At 64.2% G+C, this 19,392-nt stretch carries 20 protein-coding genes and 1 tRNA gene; 9 read left to right on the top strand and 12 right to left on the bottom strand.

Translation table 11 applies throughout. The features are described 5' to 3' along the window. Window positions 1-936 precede the first annotated feature (936 nt). The 3 genes from ampE to P3W75_RS31000 all read right to left on the bottom strand — a co-directional run bounded on the left by ampE (window position 937) and on the right by P3W75_RS31000 (window position 4,820). Window positions 937-1,773 (bottom strand): regulatory signaling modulator protein AmpE, encoded by an 837-nt coding sequence (gene ampE, locus P3W75_RS31010; protein ID WP_276231158.1) that lies wholly within the window; start codon window positions 1,771-1,773, stop codon window positions 937-939. After that, window positions 1,770-2,336 carry a 1,6-anhydro-N-acetylmuramyl-L-alanine amidase AmpD gene (gene ampD / locus P3W75_RS31005; protein WP_276231157.1) on the bottom strand — a complete coding sequence of 189 codons (567 nt, stop codon included), beginning with the start codon at window positions 2,334-2,336 and terminating at the stop codon, window positions 1,770-1,772. Before ampD ends, ampE begins: the two co-directional genes overlap by 4 nt. Window positions 2,337-2,537: 201 nt before the next feature. Next, on the bottom strand, window positions 2,538-4,820 hold the full coding sequence (locus P3W75_RS31000; protein WP_276231156.1) for a DUF1631 domain-containing protein: 2,283 nt from the start codon (window positions 4,818-4,820) through the stop codon (window positions 2,538-2,540). Between the two features lie 266 nt (window positions 4,821-5,086). On the opposite strand from P3W75_RS31000, the gene nadC reads away from it, so the two are divergent. Beyond that, on the top strand, window positions 5,087-5,935 hold the full coding sequence (gene nadC / locus P3W75_RS30995) for a carboxylating nicotinate-nucleotide diphosphorylase (protein ID WP_276231155.1): 849 nt from the start codon (window positions 5,087-5,089) through the stop codon (window positions 5,933-5,935). A 6-nt stretch (window positions 5,936-5,941) separates the two neighbouring features. Here nadC and P3W75_RS30990 read toward each other — a convergent pair whose 3' ends face one another. The 5 genes from P3W75_RS30990 to P3W75_RS30970 form a co-directional block, all read right to left on the bottom strand. Further along, a complete protein-coding gene (locus tag P3W75_RS30990; RefSeq protein ID WP_276231154.1) occupies window positions 5,942-7,003 on the bottom strand; it encodes a diguanylate cyclase in 1,062 nt (353 codons plus the stop codon). Between the two features lie 133 nt (window positions 7,004-7,136). Next, window positions 7,137-7,212, bottom strand: a tRNA-Thr gene (locus P3W75_RS30985). A 51-nt stretch (window positions 7,213-7,263) separates the two neighbouring features. After that, window positions 7,264-8,247: a serine hydrolase domain-containing protein gene (locus tag P3W75_RS30980; RefSeq protein WP_276231153.1), complete on the bottom strand. Its 984-nt coding sequence runs from the start codon at window positions 8,245-8,247 to the stop codon at window positions 7,264-7,266. Window positions 8,248-8,386: 139 nt separating this feature from the next. Continuing rightward, a complete protein-coding gene (locus P3W75_RS30975; protein ID WP_276231152.1) occupies window positions 8,387-9,574 on the bottom strand; it encodes a methyltransferase family protein in 1,188 nt (395 codons plus the stop codon). A gap of 65 nt (window positions 9,575-9,639) precedes the next feature. Beyond that, window positions 9,640-10,047, bottom strand: a complete 408-nt coding sequence (locus P3W75_RS30970) for a pilin (protein WP_276231151.1) — start codon at window positions 10,045-10,047, stop codon at window positions 9,640-9,642. A 240-nt stretch (window positions 10,048-10,287) separates the two neighbouring features. Between P3W75_RS30970 and pilB the strand changes: the two genes are divergently transcribed. Genes pilB through yacG form a run of 5 tightly spaced genes read left to right on the top strand, consistent with a single transcriptional unit; the run spans window position 10,288 to window position 14,955 of the window. Beyond that, on the top strand, window positions 10,288-11,991 hold the full coding sequence (gene pilB / locus P3W75_RS30965) for a type IV-A pilus assembly ATPase PilB (protein WP_276231150.1): 1,704 nt from the start codon (window positions 10,288-10,290) through the stop codon (window positions 11,989-11,991). Window positions 11,992-11,994: 3 nt separating this feature from the next. Further along, window positions 11,995-13,212, top strand: coding sequence for a type II secretion system F family protein (locus tag P3W75_RS30960; RefSeq protein ID WP_276231149.1), 1,218 nt, complete (start codon window positions 11,995-11,997; stop codon window positions 13,210-13,212). Then, window positions 13,213-14,085, top strand: a complete 873-nt coding sequence (locus tag P3W75_RS30955) for a prepilin peptidase (protein WP_276231148.1) — start codon at window positions 13,213-13,215, stop codon at window positions 14,083-14,085. Between the two features lie 55 nt (window positions 14,086-14,140). Further along, window positions 14,141-14,749: a dephospho-CoA kinase gene (coaE, locus tag P3W75_RS30950; protein WP_276231147.1), complete on the top strand. Its 609-nt coding sequence runs from the start codon at window positions 14,141-14,143 to the stop codon at window positions 14,747-14,749. Then, window positions 14,746-14,955 carry a DNA gyrase inhibitor YacG gene (gene yacG, locus P3W75_RS30945; protein WP_276231146.1) on the top strand — a complete coding sequence of 70 codons (210 nt, stop codon included), beginning with the start codon at window positions 14,746-14,748 and terminating at the stop codon, window positions 14,953-14,955. The genes coaE and yacG overlap by 4 nt, the downstream gene beginning before the upstream one ends. Before the next feature lie 71 nt (window positions 14,956-15,026). Here yacG and P3W75_RS30940 read toward each other — a convergent pair whose 3' ends face one another. The 4 genes from P3W75_RS30940 to P3W75_RS30925 all read right to left on the bottom strand — a co-directional run bounded on the left by P3W75_RS30940 (window position 15,027) and on the right by P3W75_RS30925 (window position 16,943). Then, window positions 15,027-15,242: a hypothetical protein gene (locus tag P3W75_RS30940; protein WP_276231145.1), complete on the bottom strand. Its 216-nt coding sequence runs from the start codon at window positions 15,240-15,242 to the stop codon at window positions 15,027-15,029. A 107-nt stretch (window positions 15,243-15,349) separates the two neighbouring features. Next, a complete protein-coding gene (locus tag P3W75_RS30935) occupies window positions 15,350-16,057 on the bottom strand; it encodes an energy-coupling factor ABC transporter permease (RefSeq protein ID WP_276231144.1) in 708 nt (235 codons plus the stop codon). Continuing rightward, complete coding sequence (locus P3W75_RS30930) at window positions 16,054-16,524, bottom strand: FAD/FMN-containing dehydrogenase (protein WP_276231143.1); 471 nt, start codon at window positions 16,522-16,524, stop codon at window positions 16,054-16,056. The genes P3W75_RS30935 and P3W75_RS30930 overlap by 4 nt, the downstream gene beginning before the upstream one ends. A 2-nt stretch (window positions 16,525-16,526) precedes the next feature. Further along, a complete protein-coding gene (locus P3W75_RS30925; RefSeq protein ID WP_276231142.1) occupies window positions 16,527-16,943 on the bottom strand; it encodes a GNAT family N-acetyltransferase in 417 nt (138 codons plus the stop codon). Window positions 16,944-17,064: 121 nt separating this feature from the next. Here P3W75_RS30925 and P3W75_RS30920 point away from each other — a divergent pair, with 121 nt between their 5' ends. The 3 genes from P3W75_RS30920 (at window position 17,065) to P3W75_RS30910 (ending at window position 19,281) form a co-directional block, all read left to right on the top strand. Next, window positions 17,065-17,694 carry a DUF1780 domain-containing protein gene (locus tag P3W75_RS30920; RefSeq protein ID WP_276231141.1) on the top strand — a complete coding sequence of 210 codons (630 nt, stop codon included), beginning with the start codon at window positions 17,065-17,067 and terminating at the stop codon, window positions 17,692-17,694. A gap of 69 nt (window positions 17,695-17,763) precedes the next feature. After that, window positions 17,764-17,937: a DUF3094 family protein gene (locus P3W75_RS30915; RefSeq protein ID WP_276231140.1), complete on the top strand. Its 174-nt coding sequence runs from the start codon at window positions 17,764-17,766 to the stop codon at window positions 17,935-17,937. A gap of 45 nt (window positions 17,938-17,982) precedes the next feature. Then, window positions 17,983-19,281, top strand: coding sequence for an NAD(P)/FAD-dependent oxidoreductase (locus P3W75_RS30910; protein WP_276231139.1), 1,299 nt, complete (start codon window positions 17,983-17,985; stop codon window positions 19,279-19,281). The last annotated feature ends 111 nt before the right edge of the window (window positions 19,282-19,392 follow it).

Raw genomic sequence — 19,392 nt, 5'->3', positions numbered from 1 at the left:
AGGGTCTCGGCGCTGGCCTGCGCCCCGCCGCCCAGCGCCTGCTGCGCCGCGGGGCTGGCGCCGAGCGCTTCCTGCAGCTTCAGGGCGTACTCGGCGTGGAGCTTTTCCAGGTCCTGCAGCAGGTCGTCAAGCTTGCTGCTGTTGGAGGAATTGAGGAAACCCTGGCCCAGCGCCGAGGTGCCCAGCACCCGGCCCCGGCTGATGGTTTCGGTGACGCCGGGGGTGACGCTGCTGATCAGCTCGGCCATCTGCCGCACTTCCGGGCTGTCGTCCTGGCTCAGGCCGGACTGCGAGGTCAGCAGCTTGTTGAACAGCTGCACGCTGCTCAGCAGGCGCCCGGCCATGCCCGCCTTGCTCTGCAGCGAACCCTCGGCCACCACGGCCTTGAATCCGGCGAGCAGCTCGTCGCGCTTGGCGTTGAAGACTTCGACCTGCTCGGCGTCCCGCGCCACCGGCTGCAGGCCGGCGAGCTCCGCGTCCAGGCGCTGCTGCAGCTGGACGATGCGGGTCTCCAGCTCCTCGGTGCGCTTGGACTGGCCCAGGCCGATATTGATCTGCAGGAGGTCGTTGTAGGCCTCGAGGTCGCGGCGGATCTGCATGCCCGAAGCGATCAGCTGCAGGCTCTGCATTTCGGCGCGGGTATTCACGAACTGGCGGTAGGAATCACGCACCAGGTAGAAGTTGGTCACCAGCATCGGCAGGAAGAAAAGCACGCTGATGAGGCTGAACTTCATGCCGAAGCTCAGGCGGTTCATCAGGGCGATGGCTGGATAGAGCACTGTCTTCACTCAGACGTCTCCTGTTCCCGTTGTTGTTCTTGTGTGGGATCGGCTGCATGGGCTTGGAGCCCGCGCAACGCAGGCTCCTGTGTACCCGATATCGGCGGGACGTTCTGTAACTTAAGGTTAAAAGGCCATCAGTGGCGACGTGCGGTATTCAAAGGAACAGTGCGCCCAGGGCGAACAGCGCGTACCAGAGCAGCGCAGCGCGAACCAGCAACTGCCACAACGAATCCAGGCTGGCGACGCCGACGGCGCCGGGGCTGCCGTCGCTGAGGTCCTCGCCGGCGCAGGCGGCCCGTGCCAGCAGCCCGGCGGCGGGGGTTTCCCAGGCCAGCAGGTGGTGCAGCAGCTGCCGCGCCACCGCGAGGAAGTTGCCGACCAGGGCGAAGCTCAGCGCCAGCGCCCGCGCCGGCAACCAGTCGAAGGCGTGGCGCAGCAGCGCGGCGCGCTCGCCGAGTGGCTCATCCTCGCGATGTACCTCGGTCAGCGACAGCAGGCGGTAGGCCAGCGCCGCCGCCGGGCCGAGCAGCGCGTACCAGAAGATCACCGCGAAGAAGCCCTGGAAGGCCTGCCAGACCAGCATGCCCTGGACCTGGGCGAACAGCTCGGCGTCGCTGTCGGCCTGCACCCCGAGGTCGCGCTCGGCGACGTGGTAGGCGGCCTGCAGGTCCTCGCGGCGCCAGGCGTCGCGGAACGGCCCGATGGCCTGGTGGACATCGCCACGGCCCAGGCTCCAGATCAGCACCAGCAGGTGCACCGGCAACGCCAGCAGGCCATAGGCCAGCGGCTGCAGCAGGGTCAACAGCAGTGCCAGCAGCAACAGCGGGCCCAGCAGCGACACCAGCAGCGCCAGCCAGGGCCGCGTCGCCACGCCCGGCAGCCCAGCCGCCAGGCCCATCCAGGCATGCCAGGGGCGATCGTCCTGCAGGCGCGCGCGCCAGCCGGAGAACTTCTCCACCAGCAGCGCCAGCAGCAGTACCAGGAAACTCATGTCGACTCCTTGGTGGCGCCCAACCCGGCGCGGAAACGGGACCAGTCGAAGGCCGGCCCGGGATCGGTCTTGCGCCCTGGCGCAATGTCGCTGTGCCCCTGGACGCGCTCCGGCGTGATGTCCGGGTAGGCCCGCAGCAGCTGCCTGGCCAGGGCCGTCAGCACGCGGTACTGGGCGTCGCTGTAGGGCTCGTCGTCGGTGCCCTCCAGCTCGATGCCGATGGAGAAATCGTTGCAGTTCTCGCGCCCATCGAAGCGCGACACGCCGGCGTGCCAGGCGCGCTCGTTGCACGACACGAACTGGAACAGGCTGCCATCACGCTCGATGAGGAAATGCGCGGACACGGTCATCTGCGCGATGCCGGCGAAGTACGGATGCTCGTCCGCGTCCAGCTGGTTCTGGAAGAAGCACTGCACCTTGCCGGTGCCGAACTGCCCGGGCGGCAGGCTGATGTTGTGGATCACCAGCAGGGAGACGCGCTCGCCCTCGGGGCGGGCGTTGAAATTCGGCGAGGGGCAGTGGCTGGCGTCGAGGCACCAGCCGCTGAGGGGATCGAACCGCATAGGGACTCCTTGAATGAGTCCACTCTAAAGCAGCTGCGGATAGAAAAGAACCGCGCCGCTCGCGGCGAAGACAGTAACCCGCTGGCGCGTAGGGCGAATAACGCGAAGCGTTATCCGCCGTTTGCGAATCCTGGCGAGATACCATCGCCGCGGGGATCGCGGACGGAGTCCGCTCCTACGACGAGGATTGGGTTACCGGACTCAGGCGTTCTTCAGGCGCCGCAGGTTGCCGATCACCGACTCCAGCGCGCGGTCGAACAGCAGCGCGTCGTCGAGCAGGCGCACGGCGTTGCGGCGGAACTCCACCGCCAGGCCCATGCGCGTCTTCTCCAGCACCTTCATGCCGGTGCGGTTGACGAAGATGTAGCGCCCGCTCGGCTTGATCACCGCGGCCAGCTTGCAGCGCAGCTTGTGCTCGGCGTCTTCCTGGATTTCCACCCAGCTGCCGACGCGCAGCTCGTCGACCTTGCGCAGCGACTCGTCGTCGTCCGCCAGCAACGTCTCGGGCTCGGCCACCGGCGCAGCTTCCGGGGAGGCCAGGACGATCTCCTCGACCACCTCGACCATGGCCGGCTGGGCCGCGGCGACCGGCGCCTCGACGGCCTCGTCGAGCAGCGGGATGCCATCGAGCAGGTTCACCGCGTCGTCCTGCGGGGCCGGTTCCGGCGCCTGCTTGAAGCGCTGGAAGGCCTGCACGTGCAGGTCCTCCAGGCGGCTGAAGAATTCGCCGGTGGAGAAGGGATCGAACGCCGCGCTGGCCAGGCCTTCGCGCAGCGACTTGAGCAGTTGCGGGACCATTTCCAGCAGGCGTGCGCGGGACTCCGGGTCCTCGTGGGGCTCGACGCTCCAGACCAGGTCGTCCATGGTCGCCAGGGCGTCGCTCCAGGCCTGCGAGTCGCTGCCGTGCTTCAGGCAGGTCAGCAGCAGCACCTTGCTCCAGGCCTCGCGCAGCAGGCGCACCACCACCTCGGGCAGGGTGCGGCCGTACAGGCGCTGGTTGAGCACCAGCTCGACCTCGCGCCGGGCCATGTCGGCGCGCGCGCGGCCTTCCTCGGCGTCGCGGGTGCGCTGCTCCAGCAGGTCGCTGCGGCGGCGCTCGTCGCCGCTGAAGGCAATGAAGTCCTCCAGCATCTCGGCGAAGATCGCCGTGTCGTCGACGAAGTCGTTGAGCAGGCGCATCACCACCTGCTCGATCTTCTGGTACAGGCTGTCGCGCTGCAGGTCGCTCTGCTCGGCCCAGCCGAGGGCGGCCGAGGCGATCTCGTTGAGCAGGCGACGGGCCGGGTGGTTGCCGCGGCTGAAGAACGTCTTGTCGAGCACCGCGACCTTGAGCATCGGAATCTGCATGCGGCCGATCAGGGCCTTGAGCGAATCCGGCAGGTTGCGGTCATCGAGGATGAATTCGAAGAGCATCGAGACGAGGTTGATGACGTCCTCGTCGACCTGGCCGACCACCCGCGAACGCCCGCTCTTGTGGCTGACGCGGCTGAGCAGGTGGTCGAGGTGATGGCGGACGTCGACCTCTTCCATGCCCTGGGTCGGCAGGTGCTCCTGCAGGTGCGAGAGCAGGCGCATCAGGTCGTTGCTGGAAATCGGCACCGCGTCGGCGGGCATCGGCCGGCGTGGAGCGACGCTGCCGCGTACCTGCGACAGCAACTCCTGCAGCACGCCGAAACCCTCCTGGACCTCGGCCTCGGTATAACCGCCCTGCCCGGCCTGCGCCTGGTCGGCGGCGTAGCCCTGCGCGGCCGGCGCCGGCGCGCTGCGCTGCGGCTGGCGGCGCAGGGGCGCGGACTTGAGTTCCGGCAACACGCCCTGGGCCACGAGGATTTCGTTGGCCTCGGCGTAGAGTTGTTCGAGCTCGGTGAGGACGTACTTCTCGAACAGCTTGAGGACGATCAGCTTGACCTTGATCTCCACCCCCAGGCCGCGACAGGCCTCGAGGAAGGCCTCGCACAGCGGGCGCGGGCCGAGCGGGTTGCTCTTGTCCTCGACCTTGTTGCTGACCAGGGTGTTCAGGCGCGTGGTGAGGTGGGTCAGGGCCACGCCATCGCGGCCGAGCACCTTGCCGACCATCGCGTCCAGCGCCACGGCCTCTTCCAGCTCGTCGTTCTGCACCAGCGCCAGGCTGTCGAACGACACGCTGTCCAGCTGCGGCGCCTTGCCGACCTGGTACTGATTGAGGTTGGTGAAGTTTTCGAAGAACTTCTGCACGAAGCCGCGCTCGATGCCCTTGCGCTTCAGGCGCAGGTCGCGCATGGCCTCGAAGAAGGCGCTCTGCTCGGCGTTGCTGGTGGCCCGATCGGCCATTTCGAACAGGGTGTCGTCGGCGTTGTCGAACAGCACCTGCAGGGCCTGGCGCAGCTGCATCGAAGCCTTGTCACGGACGTTGACCAGCGCCGCGGGCAGGCGCCCGGGGATAGCAGTCGGCGACTGGCCCTGGGCCGCCTTGTTCAGCGGCACTACGTTCGCGTCGTTCTGCATCGCAAGTCTCCTGCCACTCGGCCGGCCCGAGGTGGCAACGATCGGGGGAGCGTTGTCCGTAACGTCAGATGATTGGCGTCAAAAGATGGGAAGATTCTGTCCCATTATAGAGAAGCCCTCATTACAACCAAGAGTATTAGTAGGCATTCTTGATGAAATTCACATAAGAACAGCCACCGTTCGTCCGACTCCCGCGAACCACGGCGGATGCACACGGCCGGCGCCGCGCCCCGTATAATCCCGCCACCGCGAATCAGGAGCCCCTCATGCCGAACCTCACCCTCGCCGACCTCACCGGGGAAATCCAGGCCAACGTCCGCGCCGCCCTGGCCGAAGACATCGGCAGCGGCGACATCACCGCGCAACTGATCCCCGCCGAGCGCGAAGCCCGGGCGCGGATCATCACCCGCGAGGACGCCACCATCGCAGGCACCGCCTGGGTCGACGAAGTGTTCCGGCAGATCGATCCGCGCGTGCAGGTGCAATGGCAAGTGCGCGATGGCGAACGGGTCAGCGCCGACCAGACCCTGTTCAGCCTGCAAGGCCCGGCCCGCGCGCTGCTCAGCGGCGAGCGCAGCGCCCTGAACTTCCTCCAGCTGCTGTCCGGCACCGCCACCCGCGCCCGGCACTATGCCGACCTGGTGGCGGGCACCGCGGTCAAGCTGCTGGACACCCGCAAGACCCTGCCCGGCCTGCGCCTGGCGCAGAAGTACGCGGTCACCTGCGGCGGCTGCCACAACCACCGCATCGGCCTGTACGACGCCTTCCTGATCAAGGAAAACCACATCGCGGCCTGCGGCGGCGTCGCCCAGGCGGTGGCCGAGGCGCGGCGCATCGCCCCCGGCAAGCCGGTGGAAATCGAAGTGGAGGACCTCGACGAGCTGAACCAGGCGCTACAAGCCGGCGCCGACATCATCATGCTCGACGAACTGAGCCTGGACGACATGCGCACGGCGGTCGGCATCACAGCCGGCCGCGCCAAGCTGGAAGCTTCCGGCGGCATCAACGAGGCGACCCTGCGCGGCATCGCCGAAACCGGTGTCGACTACATCTCCATCGGCACCCTGACCAAGGACGTCAAGGCGCTCGACCTGTCGATGCGCCTGAGCCTGTAAGGCCAGCTAGGCGGGTTCCAGCTCGGCCGCCAGGACGATGCGGTCGCGCCCCCGCCCCTTGGCCTCGTACAAGGCCTGATCGGCCCGGCGCAACCACTCGGTGGCGTCGGGCAGCGTCGGATCGAAACCGGCGACGCCGATGCTCAGGCTGACCCGCAGCGCCGGCTCCCGCCCCCAGTCCTCCGTCGCCAGCTCGCGGGACAGGCGCCCCAGCACCTCCCGCGCCGCCTCCGGCTGCAACCCCGGCAGCAACACGCAGAACTCGTCGCCGCCATAACGCCCGGCCAGGTCCTCCGCGCGCAGATGGTCGCGAATGAACTCACTGAGCCGGCGCAGCACCAGGTCGCCCACCACATGCCCGTGGCGGTCGTTGGTGACCTTGAAGTGATCGACATCGATCAGCGCCAGCGAGGCAGCCTGGTGCGTCTGCTGGCAGTGCTCGAACGCCTGCTGCAAGCGCTCCTTCCAGTAGCCGCGATTGAACAGTTGGGTGAGGCTGTCGGTGCGACTCAGCTCACGCAGCGCCTTCTTGTGGCGGGACAGCTGGATGGCCAGGCGATAAAGCACCAGGCCGATGGTCATCGGGTGGATGACCAGCATGGGAATGCAGGCGTAGAGCTCGGTTTGGGACGTCTCGGGCGAGAAGCCGAAACCCAGCAGCACGGCGGAAAGCAGCACTCCGAGCAGCTGCATCGCGAAGCCCTGGGCGACGAAACGCGCGCCGCCCGCCGCCGTGTTGTTCATGGCCAGCATGGACAACATCATCACCGACGGCAGCACGTTGAACTCAATGGTGGCGATCCAGAACCCGCCCATCAGCGAGTCGAACAGCACGAAGCGTCGCTCCAGTTCCCTGGGCCGCCGCGAACGGGAAGTGATCTGGTAGGCCATCAGCGGCCACAGGTAGCAGAACCAGACGAGCAAAGCCCACAGCCATAGAGGATGCCCCTTGCCCCAGAGCACCCCGGCGACACAGAAGAACCCCACGGCCAACCCGACGGCTCGCGGCAGCAGCACACGCCGCGCAAAGGAACGGCTGAACCTGGCGGACTCACTCGACTGCTTCACGAACCGCTCCCTTTCCTACGGAAAGCTCCCTGGGCAGCGGCAGTATAGTCCGGCGGCTGATGGCAAATCGACAGCGGCGAACGCCGCAAACGCAAAGCAAAAGGCCCCGCCGAAGCGGGGCCTTTGCCAGAACTGGTGCCGGTAAGAGGAATCGAACCCCCGACCTTCTCATTACGAATGAGCTGCTCTACCGACTGAGCTACACCGGCGGCGGGCCGCACGATAGCACCAAGCGCCCGAAAGAGGCAACAGAGGTCGCCTTAGTTGGCAAACTTATAGAGCGCCTTAATTACTTCCCAATTTGGTCTTTCCTTTACCGTTCGGGAATTCGCAAGAAACACCAGCACAGATCCATCCTGGAATATCCCCAAAAAGGATGTTACTCCCGGCAAACTTCCATCATGGAAGAACATGCGATTCCCCGAACTTCCCTGATACAAGTAAAAGACCCTCCCATGACAGCCATAGAGCACCTTCGGCTCACAATCCGAATCACCCTGGCCCAACTGCCCCGTGATGAATCGACTCAGATAATCACGATAGATAAACTTGCCGACGTCCCTCAGATCTGCAGCATTCCCCAGCCATCCCCCCACTGATACCAAGGAGGCGTAATCGACATCCCTGAGTGGATCGATACGCTCGGCCGCATCCGGATACAAGCTGACTTCTCCCTCCAGATACCCGCCTCGCCGAACCATATCAATCGAGCGTGCTCCACCTGGCACAGTCCGCAACCACCCGCCAATCAACTCGCGCTCGGGTTCATGCGTCACTTTCGCCAGCGCGCGACCCAGCAAACAATATCCAAGGTTCGAATATGCAAACTGTTGGTGGGGCGGGTAATCGAGACGCATATATTGCAGACCATCCGGAGCGCGGGGACACCAGGGATCGGAAACGAGCATAGGGTCATGCTCCCACCTGGCGAACCCGGCACGATGACGCAGAAGATCACCCAAGGTTATCAGCCCTACACGTGCATCCAGAAGCTTGCCATGCAAGCCCAAGGCTTCCACGAGCTTGGTGTCTTCGGCAATAGTGCCATCCGCGACAAGCGCCCGAGCTACCATGGCCGTAAATACCTTGGAGACACTGGCATAGCGGAAACGGCTATGCAGGCTTACCGGCTCCGGCGGAAACTCCCGTCTTCCCCATCCCACCGCGCAATCAAATCCCAGTCCTGCAGTGGAATAGGAAACCTGAAAGCCTTGGTAACCCTGACTTTGCAGCCTCTCGATCAATTCCAGACCGGCAGCGCCAGGGGCGCCTGCGCATTGCAGGGGGTGGTAAGGGAGATAGTCCGACAGATAGATATCTCGCCAGTCAAGGGACGAGACCAACAACCATGAGCAGGACGCCAGAAGTACGGCCAGCAAAAATCTACGCCGAGACAAACCGTAGCCCAACCCTGCGCAACCGCCCCAACAATCCATCGCGAGCAATTCGCTCGCAGTATTCCGCGTATTCGGGATATCGAGAAAGATGCCTTTCCTCGGTTTTCGCCCTCAGGTAATAAACGAGCGAAACGAATGACAGTGCCAGAAAGTTCCTCAGCATATCCAGCCCGAAGGCTACGCCAATAAAGGGAACCGTATTGAACCACCAGTAGACATTCTTGAAGAAATACGCGGGATGCTTCATCAGAGCGTAAGGCCCGCCATCCACCAAGCCGCGCCAGCAGAGGTTGGAAAATCTCAGGCCGAAGCAAGCGTTGGAAACCCAGTACATGATCCAGGTAAGCGCGATAACGCATGCCCACACCCAGAACAACAACGAGTCCGGAGAAAGCCACTGAGACCAGATGACATTGTCCACCTGCTGGCTGACCATGCGATACAGAATCAGCAATGGCGAATAGCAGATAATGCAGACCAGCCAGCCATCCCAACTATCGTCGACACCAATTACCGATGTCCCGAGGAACGGGCTGGCCAGCATATAGCCCAAAGTGCCTATCAACAGGTCGAACGCCAGGCCGAAGGCAAACATTCCAGCCAGAATGCTGACCGGGTTCGCCTGAGCCTCGAGCGTCAGAAGGTATCCAACGCTCTCCATGAAGCCGGTGTACATGATTGGGAGGAAGAAAATCTTCACCGCCCAGGGCAACAGGAACTTGCTGCATTCCTGCCAGCGGCAACCGGACTTGCCCAGCAGTAAGGCTCCGAACTTCAGGTATTCGCCATCCGCAGGCGTCTCGTAGCCGTCAGCCCACCATTGATAGGCCAGCAGTATTGCCAGCAACAGCGGGAACAAGAGGAGGAAATCGAAGACGAATTCGTCTGCCACGCCGGTGTCGATGCGGCAAATCACGGCGGCGTATATCAGCATGCCCACACTGCAGAAAAGCACGCCAACCGTCTTGGCCTTGGTACGAGAGAAATCCCTCTCCCTACGCGTCCGACTTTCCTCTCGCGCCCTGCGGAAAAATACCGGCACGACCAGGAGAAGGCATATCAGCAGGACGCAGCGGGCGGGCCAGCGACCGGACACCCACCCCCAGGACATGGCGACCTTGGTCAGCAGCAGAGCCAGCAAAAAGGAACAAAACAGCAACAACGCGTCGCGCATAGCCCTGCCCCGAAATGAAGAAGGCGCCATCAAGGCGCCTTCCTAGCACAGAAGTGCGAGAGCGATTAGCCGCCAGTGCTACCGCCCGAGGAGCCACCACCGCCGACGGTGCAGCCTTTGATTGCCTTGGCGCCGGAACCACTCAGGACACATGCCCAGGAAATCTGGCCCGGAACTGCGGTGGTGTTAGGGGTGAGAGTGGCGGTGATGCCATCGTAGGTGTACGACAGTTCGCCGTTGTTGTTGCAGTTCGGGATAGCAACGTTGTCAGTATCGGTGCAGCCCAGCGATTGATTCTCGCTGAAAGCCAAAGCAACTTTCATTTTCTGACCATCCAGCGTACCTACGGCGTTGGAAGCCTTGGCCTTGGCGGTGTAGTCCTGGTAAGCCGGCAGCGCAATGGCGGCCAGGATGCCGATGATCGCAACCACGATCATCAGTTCGATCAGGGTGAAGCCCTTCTGAGCCTTCATACTCAATTCTCCATAAATAGGGACGAGGTCTTTTGACCTGACAGAATCCGAGCAGAAAGCGTGCCAGAATTTTCTCAAGCCAAATCCTAGGCCAATTCCACTGCATACGACTGACAGCAGGATTTAGCTGTAAGCAACAACAGGCAGGAAGTGACAAAATTCGACACCGACCACCCCATTATTTGGCTCTTCCCCGGCGGTAGGTTATAAGTCGCGAACACTCATCTTCCGATCGCCATCATGAATGACCAAGTCGTGCTTTCCGGGCTTGCCCGCCAGTTGGTAATTGCCGAACTGCTGGACGAGAAGAGCGCCCAGCAGGCGCAGTTGCAGGCGCAACGCAACAAGCTGTCGCTGGTGACCTACCTGGTGCAGAACAAGCTGGTCAAAAGCCGACCTCTGACCGAGTTGGCAGCCGACCAGTTCGGCATCGCCTTCTTTGACCTGGGAGCGATAGACCGGGAAAGCATGCCCAGGGAGCTGATCAGCGAAAAGCTGGTGCGCCAGCACCGAGTCATTCCGCTCTGGCGACGCGGTAACAAGCTGTTCGTTGGCCTTTCCGACCCGACCAACCATCAGGCCATCACCGATGTCCAGTTCAGTACCGGGCTGACTACCGAGGCCATCCTGGTCGAGGACGACAAGCTCGGCGACGCCATCGAGAAGCTGTTCGAGAGCGCCACCGGCGGCCTGGACGACCTTGGTGATGTCGACCTCGAAGGCCTGGATATCGAGAGCGGTGACGCCGAGCGCAAGGAAGAGGCCATCGGTGGCGACGCCGATGACGCCCCGGTGGTGCGCTTCGTCAACAAGATGCTGCTGGACGCCATCAAGGGCGGCTCATCCGACCTGCACTTCGAACCGTACGAAAAGATCTACCGGGTTCGCTTCCGTACCGACGGCATGCTGCATGAAGTGGCCAAGCCGCCGATCCAGCTGGCCAGCCGCATTTCCGCGCGCCTGAAGGTAATGGCCGGCCTGGATATTTCCGAACGCCGCAAACCCCAGGACGGCCGCATCAAGATGCGGGTATCCAAGACCAAGTCCATCGATTTCCGCGTCAACACCCTGCCTACGCTGTGGGGCGAGAAGATCGTGATGCGGATCCTCGACTCCGCCAGCGCGCAAATGGGCATCGATGCCCTGGGCTATGAGGATGCGCAGAAGCAGCTTTACCTCGAGGCCTTGAAGCAACCTCAAGGCATGATCCTGGTAACCGGCCCGACCGGCTCGGGCAAGACTGTATCGCTATATACCGGCCTGAACATTCTCAACACCCCGGACATCAACATTTCCACTGCGGAAGACCCAGTGGAAATCAACCTCGAAGGCATCAACCAGGTCAACGTCAATCCCAAGCAGGGAATGGATTTCGCCCAGGCGCTGCGCGCCTTCCTGCGCCAGGACCCGGACGTGATCATGGTCGGTGAGATCCGAGACCTGGAAACCGCCGAAATCGCCATCAAGGCAGCGCAGACCGGGCACATGGTGATGTCCACCCTGCACACCAACAGCGCAGCGGAAACTCTCACCCGCCTGCTGAACATGGGTGTGGCGTCCTTCAACCTGGCCACCTCCACCAACCTGATCATCGCCCAGCGCCTGGCGCGCAAACTTTGTCCGAACTGCAAAAAGGAACACGACATTCCCCGGGAGGCCCTACTTCACGAAGGATTCCCCGAGGAGCGGATCGGCACCTTCAAGCTCTACGCGCCGGTAGGGTGTGAAAATTGCAAGCACGGCTACAAGGGCCGCGTGGGTATTTATGAAGTGGTTAAAATCACGCCCGCGCTGCAGCGGATTATCATGGAGGAAGGCAACTCCATTCAGATCGCGGAGCAGGCCCGCAAGGAAGGCTTCAATGACCTGCGCACCTCGGGCCTGGTCAAGGCCATGCAAGGCATTACCAGCCTCGAGGAAGTCAACCGCGTGACCAAGGATTAATCCATGGCGGAAAAAGCGTTGAAAACCAGTGTCTTCATGTTCGAAGGCATTGATCGCAAAGGCGGCAAGATCAAGGGCGAGCTGTCCGGCATGAACGCCGCCTTGGTCAAGGCGCAACTGCGCAAACAGGGGGTCAACCCCACAAAAGTGCGCAAGAAAGGAATGTCCCTGCTGTCCAAGGGCAAGAAGATCAAGCCCATGGACATCGCCCTCTTCACTCGCCAGATGGCGACCATGATGGGCTCCGGTGTGCCGCTGCTGCAGTCGTTCGATATCATTTCCGAAGGCTTCGAAAACCCGAACATGCGCAAGCTGGTCGAGGAGATCAAGCAGGAAGTGGCCTCGGGCAACAGCCTGGCTAACTCGCTGAGAAAGAAACCACAGTACTTCGACGACCTGTACTGCAACCTGGTGGATGCCGGCGAACAATCCGGTGCACTGGAAACCCTGCTCGATCGCGTCGCGACCTACAAGGAAAAGACCGAATCGCTGAAGGCCAAGATCAAGAAGGCAATGACTTACCCGATCGCGGTAGTCGTAGTAGCCGTAATCGTGTCGGCAATCCTGCTCATCAAGGTGGTTCCGCAGTTCCAGTCGATCTTCAAGAGTTTCGGCGCCGACCTGCCCGCCTTCACCAAGATGGTTATCGGTATATCCGAGATGCTCCAGGCCTGGTGGTTCGTTGTCCTTGCTGCAATGTTCGCCGCGGCATTCGCTTTCAAGGAATTCCATAAGCGCTCGGAGAAGTTCCGTGACTCGGTGGACCGTACCGCGCTGAAGATTCCGGTGGTCGGTATGATCATCTACAAGTCTTCCGTAGCCCGTTACGCCCGTACCTTGTCGACCACTTTCGCCGCTGGCGTTCCACTGGTCGAGGCGCTGGACTCGGTAGCCGGCGCCACCGGCAACGTGGTGTTCCGCAATGCAGTCTACAAGATCAAGCAAGATGTCTCGTCCGGCACTCAACTGAACTTCTCCATGCGCACCACGGCGGTGTTTCCCAGCATGGCAGTGCAGATGACCGCCATCGGCGAGGAGTCCGGCTCCCTGGACGCCATGCTGGACAAGGTGGCGAGTTTCTACGAAGAAGAAGTCGACAATGCGGTCGACAACCTGACGACCCTGATGGAGCCGATGATCATGGTCGTCCTGGGCGTTCTGGTCGGCGGCCTCATCATCGCCATGTACCTGCCTATTTTCCAACTCGGCAACGTCGTCTAAATGCCCATTCTCGACTTCCTGGCCAGCCACGCGCTGGCCTTTGTTTTATGCGTCGCGCTGCTCGGCCTGCTGGTCGGCAGCTTCCTCAACGTGGTTATCCACCGCCTGCCGAAGATGCTCGAGCTGGAATGGCAGCAGCAGGCGCGCGACACCCTGGCGCTGCCGCAGCCTGAGCAGCGCGCCACCTACAACCTGGTGCTGCCCAACTCGCAATGCCCGCACTGCGGCCATGAGATTCGCGCCTGGGAGAACATCCCGGTAGTGAGCTACCTGGCGCTGCGCGGCAAGTGTTCGGCGTGCAAGGCGCCGATCAGCGCGCGCTACCCGCTGATCGAGGTGGCCACCGCGCTGCTTTCGGCGTTCGTCGCCTGGCATTTCGGCTGTACCTGGCAGGCCGGCGGCATGCTGCTGCTGACCTGGGGCCTGCTGGCCATGAGCATGATCGACGTCGATCACCAGCTGTTGCCGGATGCCCTGGTGCTGCCGCTGCTCTGGCTGGGGCTGATCGCCAACCACTTCGGGCTCTTCACCTCCCTGGGCGACGCGCTCTGGGGAGCGGTGTTCGGTTACCTGAGTCTGTGGTCGGTGTTCTGGTTGTTCAAGCTGGTCACCGGCAAGGAAGGCATGGGCTACGGCGACTTCAAGCTGCTGGCCATGCTCGGCGCCTGGGGTGGCTGGCAGGTCTTGCCGCTGACCATCCTGCTCTCCTCCCTGGTCGGCGCCGTGCTGGGCGTTATCATGCTGCGCCTGCGCAACGCCGACAGCGGCACGCCCATCCCCTTCGGGCCCTATCTGGCCATCGCCGGCTGGATTGCGCTGCTCTGGGGTGATCAAATAACCGCTACCTATCTGCAGTTCGCCGGCTTCCGGTGATTCCCGCCATGCGTCTCGCGCTGACGGGAACGCCCGGCTCGGCGCGAGGAGCACGATGAAACCCTGGATCCTAGGCCTCACCGGCGGCATCGGCAGCGGCAAGAGCGCCGCCGCCGCCCACTTCACCAGCCTCGGCGTGCACATGGTCGATGCCGACCACGCCGCGCGCTGGGTGGTCGAGCCCGGCCGGCCAGCGCTGGCGAACATCGTCGAGCGCTTCGGCGAAGCCATGCTGCTTCCCGACGGCACGCTCAACCGCGCCGCCCTGCGCGAACGCATCTTCCAGTCCGCCGAGGAGCGCCGCTGGCTGGAGCAACTGCTGCATCCGCTGATCGGCCAGGAGATCGCCGCGCACCTGGCGCGCGCCGAATCGCCCTACGCCATTCTCGTATCGCCGTTGCTGGTGGAGTCCGGGCAGAGCCGCATGACCCAGCGCGTGCTGGTGGTGGACACCCCGGAACACCTGCAACTGGAGCGCACCGTGCGTCGGGACAGCGTCCCCGAAGAGCAGGTGCGCGCCATTCTCAAGGTCCAGGCGCAACGCGAGGAGCGCCTGAAACACGCCGATGACGTTCTGCTCAATGACAGCGACCTCGGTCACCTGCAGCGCGAAGTGGAGCGCCTGCACGACTTCTATCTCAAGCTGCGCGGAGGACGCCCATGAGCCAGCCCCTTACCGTTGAATGCCCGACCTGCGGCGCCCCCGTGGAATGGAGCGCCGAAAGCCCCAACCGGCCCTTCTGCTCCGAGCGCTGCAAGCTGATCGACCTGGGCGCCTGGGCCGCCGAGGAGCACGCGATTCCCGGCAACGACCTGGAGGACGACGTGTTCTCCGCCGAGCTGGATGCGCCGCCGCTGCGCGGGCATTGAAGGGGGTTACCTGCATCGGGCCATGGTGATGGGTATCGCTTCGCTCAACCCTTCCTACAAAAGCGCCCCGGTCAGGGGCGCATGAATGCGTAGTCCCGTTCTTCGTCGAGATTATCGGCGAGAAAGTGCAGCTCATGCGCCAGGTCCGATTCCGTGCGGACCTGGGCGTTGGCCCGCACCACCGAGCTGAGCAAGGCGCGCAGCAGCAGTTGCGTATCCATGCCCGCCGCCTCGGCTTCCACCAGCAGTTCGTGCAAGCGCTGCTCAGCCCAACTGTGAATGCTCATGCCGTTCTCCATCGCTGTGGGGATGCAAAGTGTCCCGGCGCAGGGCGAGTGATGAACTGACGTGGATCAATCCGAGGAAAGGGATGACGGCTACGAATCGGCCGTCATCACTGCGGGTCATCCCCATCGTCCTTCCGGCTTTCGTCCTTCCAGGGCGCCTGCAGGTAGCGGGTGCGGTTGAAGGTTTCCAGCCAGTCCGGGTAGAACACCACCAACCCGGTGACCAGCATGCCGTTGATGAACGCCTCGGGAAACATCACCAGCCACAGGTAGCCGATGAAGTCTTCCAGCCACGGTGGCATCGGGAAGATGCCGTCGAACCAGAGCACGCCCAGCCCCAGCAGCACACTGCACACGGCCGACAGGGCCGCCGGGAAGAAGCCCGAGCAGAAGATGTAGACGAACAGGTTGCGCGGCTGCCGGCGCTCCACCAGCAGCGCCGCCACTTCGGTGATGAACACCGGTACCAGCACCAGCAGCACGCCGTTGACGCCCATCGCCAGCCAGTCCTGGCGGCCCAGCAGGCACAGGCCGATCTGCGCGACCACGCCCACCAGCAGCGCCAGCGGCCAGTCCAGCAGCAGGGTCACGGCGGTCATGCCGATGAAGTGGAAGGACAGCCCGGAGACGAAGTCGCGGCGCACCAGCCACAGCAGGAAGAGCGCGAGCATGGTGCCGAACACCAGGTGCTGGCGGCGGAAGTCGCTGACCAGCTCGACCCAGGGCGCGCGCCAGGCGGCCAGCAGCAAGGCCGGCGCGTAGATCGCCCAGCCGATCGCCAGGCTTTGCGTCGACAGCAGCTGGGCGGCTATCACCGCGCGGCGCGCTCCAGCGCCTCGCGCAGGGTCGTCGCCGAGTCATAGGCCTGGCTGGCGACCACCCTGCCCTGCTGCAGGCTTATCCACAGCACGCTGTTTTCCGGCACCTGGAAGTGGCTGGCCACTCGCGGGTCGCGGTCGAGCAGCACGCGGTAGTTGTAGTCACGCATGGCGGGCACGGCGAACAGCTTCGAGATCAGCGATGGCATGCGGCTGATGTCCGCCACGAAAACCGCGTGGCGTTGCTCCAGGTAGTCCTGTGGCTGCCCCTCCAGCGCCGCCTTGAGCAGTTTGCCGCCGGCCATGTCGCGCGCCACCAGCAGGACCTTGAGCTCGGCGTTCTCGGTGTAGGGCTTGTCGTACTGGTCGAGCAGGGTCCAGCCCGCCGGGACGCCCTGCCCCTGCTCGGCGAACCCGAGCAACGGGACCAGGGACAACAGGAGGGCGACACAGGTTTTCTTCATCTTCAGGCTCCAGCGGAATAAACCAGGATATCGTCGCGCCGCCCCCACCCCGCCTGGCCCTCCCAGTAGGCCAGCGCCTCGGGCGCATCGCGCAGCACGAACACGTGGGACTTGCCGATGCCCAGGCGCGCGAGGCGGGCCAGGGCTTCATCCAGCAATTGCCGGGAAAGCCCGCGACCGCGATAGGCCGCCTCCACCACCAGGTGCTGCAGGTAGCCGCGGCGGCCGTCGTGGCCGACCATCAGGCTGCCGACCAACCGCCCATCGGCTTCCAGCACCAGGCTCAGTTCGGGGTTGCGCGCCAGGTACGCGGCGAAGGGTTCGTAGTCGTCGTCGCGGCGCAACTGGATGCCCGGCGTGCGCGCCCAGAGGGCATGAAGGCGCGGATGATCGGCGGGCGTGGCGCTGCGCAGCAACATGGAGGTGGGCTCCGGAAATGGATCGTCACAGTGTACACAGAGCGCGCCTGGCGCCAGTGTTTTCGGCTGAGGCGCCATGTCGCAGCGGGCCCGATCCGTCATCTGCGGCTAAGCTGTTGCAATGAATGAATCCGACTACCTGTACCTGCTCAGGCGCCAGGCCGAACTGGCCAACGAGTTTCTCTCCAACGCGCGCAAGTGGGACCGGGAGTGCTGGGCCTGCCAGCGGCTGTTGCAGACACTCAAGGTGCCCTTTCGCCAGGAGGAGTTCATCGCCCCGGAGCAGCAGCCCCCGGACGTACTGTTCCGCGACGCCTGCTTCGAGGTGTTCTTCGTGCTCGACGAAGGCCGCCGGCTCAACGAGGAATGGCGCGAGGAATTGCAGCGCCGACGCCTGGCACAGAGCCTGCGGCAGCTGATCCGCCGCGAGCAGAAACCCCGGCGGATCAACTGCAGCGAGCTGCAGCGGCGCCTCGCTCCGACCCTGCGCAAGAAGGCGCACAACTACAGCGAACGCGGCATCGACCCCGGCGAGCTGGACCTGCTCGCCTTCGTCAGCCTCAAGCGCGAGACGCCGGACTTCAACACGCCCTTCCCGCCGCCCACCGAGTTCCTGCGCCAGGGCTGGCGCTCGCTGTCGCTGGTCGGGCCGAACTTCGCCCGGGTGATCTTCGCCCACCAGGACGCCCCGGAGTTCCTGCGCAGCCAGCTCGGCCGCGTGGTGCTGCTCGACAATGGCGTCGCACTCTGACCGACGGGTCGGATTGAGCGGCGCGCGACGCCCGACTAGAATGCTCCTCATTAGAAACGGAGGCCGCCCATGCCCAGTCGCTTGAGCCCCGAAGACCAGCAGAAGGTCGAGCAGTACCTCAGCTCGCCCGTTCACCAAGTCGCGCGTGCACCCTTCAAGCCCTGGCTGATGATGGCCGGGCTCACTCTCGTGGTCATCGCCCTGGGACTGCTCAGCCGCCTCCTGGCCTATCTGGCGCACTGACGCGCCGCCGGCCCGCACAGGATTCCCTAGCTATGAGAACGTCCCATGTCCCATCGTATCGTGATCGTCGGCGGCGGCGCCGGCGGGCTGGAGCTCGCGACCCGTCTCGGCCGCACCCTGGGTAAGAAAGGCCGCGCCCAGGTCACCCTGGTCGACGCCAACCTGACCCACATCTGGAAACCCCTGCTGCACGAAGTGGCCGCCGGCTCGCTCAACTCCTCGGAGGATGAGCTGAACTACGTCGCCCAGGCGAAATGGAACCACTTCCAGTTCCAGCTCGGCCGTCTCAGCGGTCTGGACCGTGCGACTAAACGCATCCAGCTCGCCGCCACCCTCGACGAGGATGGCCGTGAGCTGCTGCCGGCGCGCACCCTGGACTACGACACCCTGGTCCTGGCCATCGGCAGCACCACCAACGACTTCGGCACCGCCGGGGCCGCGCAGCACTGCATCTTCCTCGACACCCGCGAGCAGGCCGAGCGCTTCCACAAGCAGCTGCTCACCCACTACCTGCGCGCCCACGCGCGCCAGGGCGAGGACGACGAGATCAGCGTGGCCATCGTCGGCGCCGGCGCCACCGGCGTCGAGCTGTCGGCCGAGCTGCACCACGCCGCCCAGGAGCTGGCCGCCTACGGGCTGAACGGCATCCAGCCGGAGAACATGCGCATCACCCTGATCGAGGCCGGCCCGCGCGTGCTGCCGGCGCTGCCCGAGCGCATCAGCCAGCCGGTGCACAGCACCCTGGAGAAACTCGGCGTGCGCGTGCTGATCGGTTCGCCGGTCAGCGAGGTGAGCGCCGAAGGCCTGAAGACCGCCAGCGGCGAGTTCATTCCCGCCAGCCTCAAGGTCTGGGCCGCCGGCATCCGCGCCTCCAGCCTGCTCAAGGACCTGGACGGCCTGGAGAGCAACCGCATCAACCAGCTGGTGGTGCGCTCGACCCTGCAGACCACCCGCGACGAGAACATCTTCGCCTTCGGCGACTGCGCGGCCTGCCCGCTCGGCGACGGCAGCGAACGCACCGTGCCGCCGCGCGCCCAGGCCGCGCACCAGCAGGCTTCGCTGCTGGCCAAGGCACTGCTCGCGCGCCTGGACGGCAAGCCGCTGCCGGAGTACCGCTACACCGACTACGGCTCGCTGATCTCGCTGTCGCGCTTCAGCGCGGTGGGCAACCTGATGGGCAACCTGATGGGCAGCGTGAAGCTCGAAGGCTGGCTGGCGCGGATGTTCTACGTGTCGCTGTACCGCATGCACCAGATGGCGCTGTACGGCTTCACCCGCACGGCGTTGATGATGATCGGCGACCGCATCGGGCGCAGTACCGAGCCGCGGCTGAAGCTGCACTGACGCAAGAGGGCGACCTCAGCCTGCAGGGACGTAGGGCGCATAACGCCTCGGGCGTTATCCGCCGTAATCCTGCACCGGCTGCGGCGCCGATTGACGGCGGATAACCGCGAA

The sequence above is a fragment of the Pseudomonas citronellolis genome (assembly GCF_029335315.1).
Classification (GTDB): Bacteria; Pseudomonadota; Gammaproteobacteria; order Pseudomonadales; family Pseudomonadaceae; genus Pseudomonas; species Pseudomonas citronellolis_A.
Note: the sequence above shows the minus strand (reverse complement) of the source record. Positions and strands in the feature narration are given on the sequence as shown.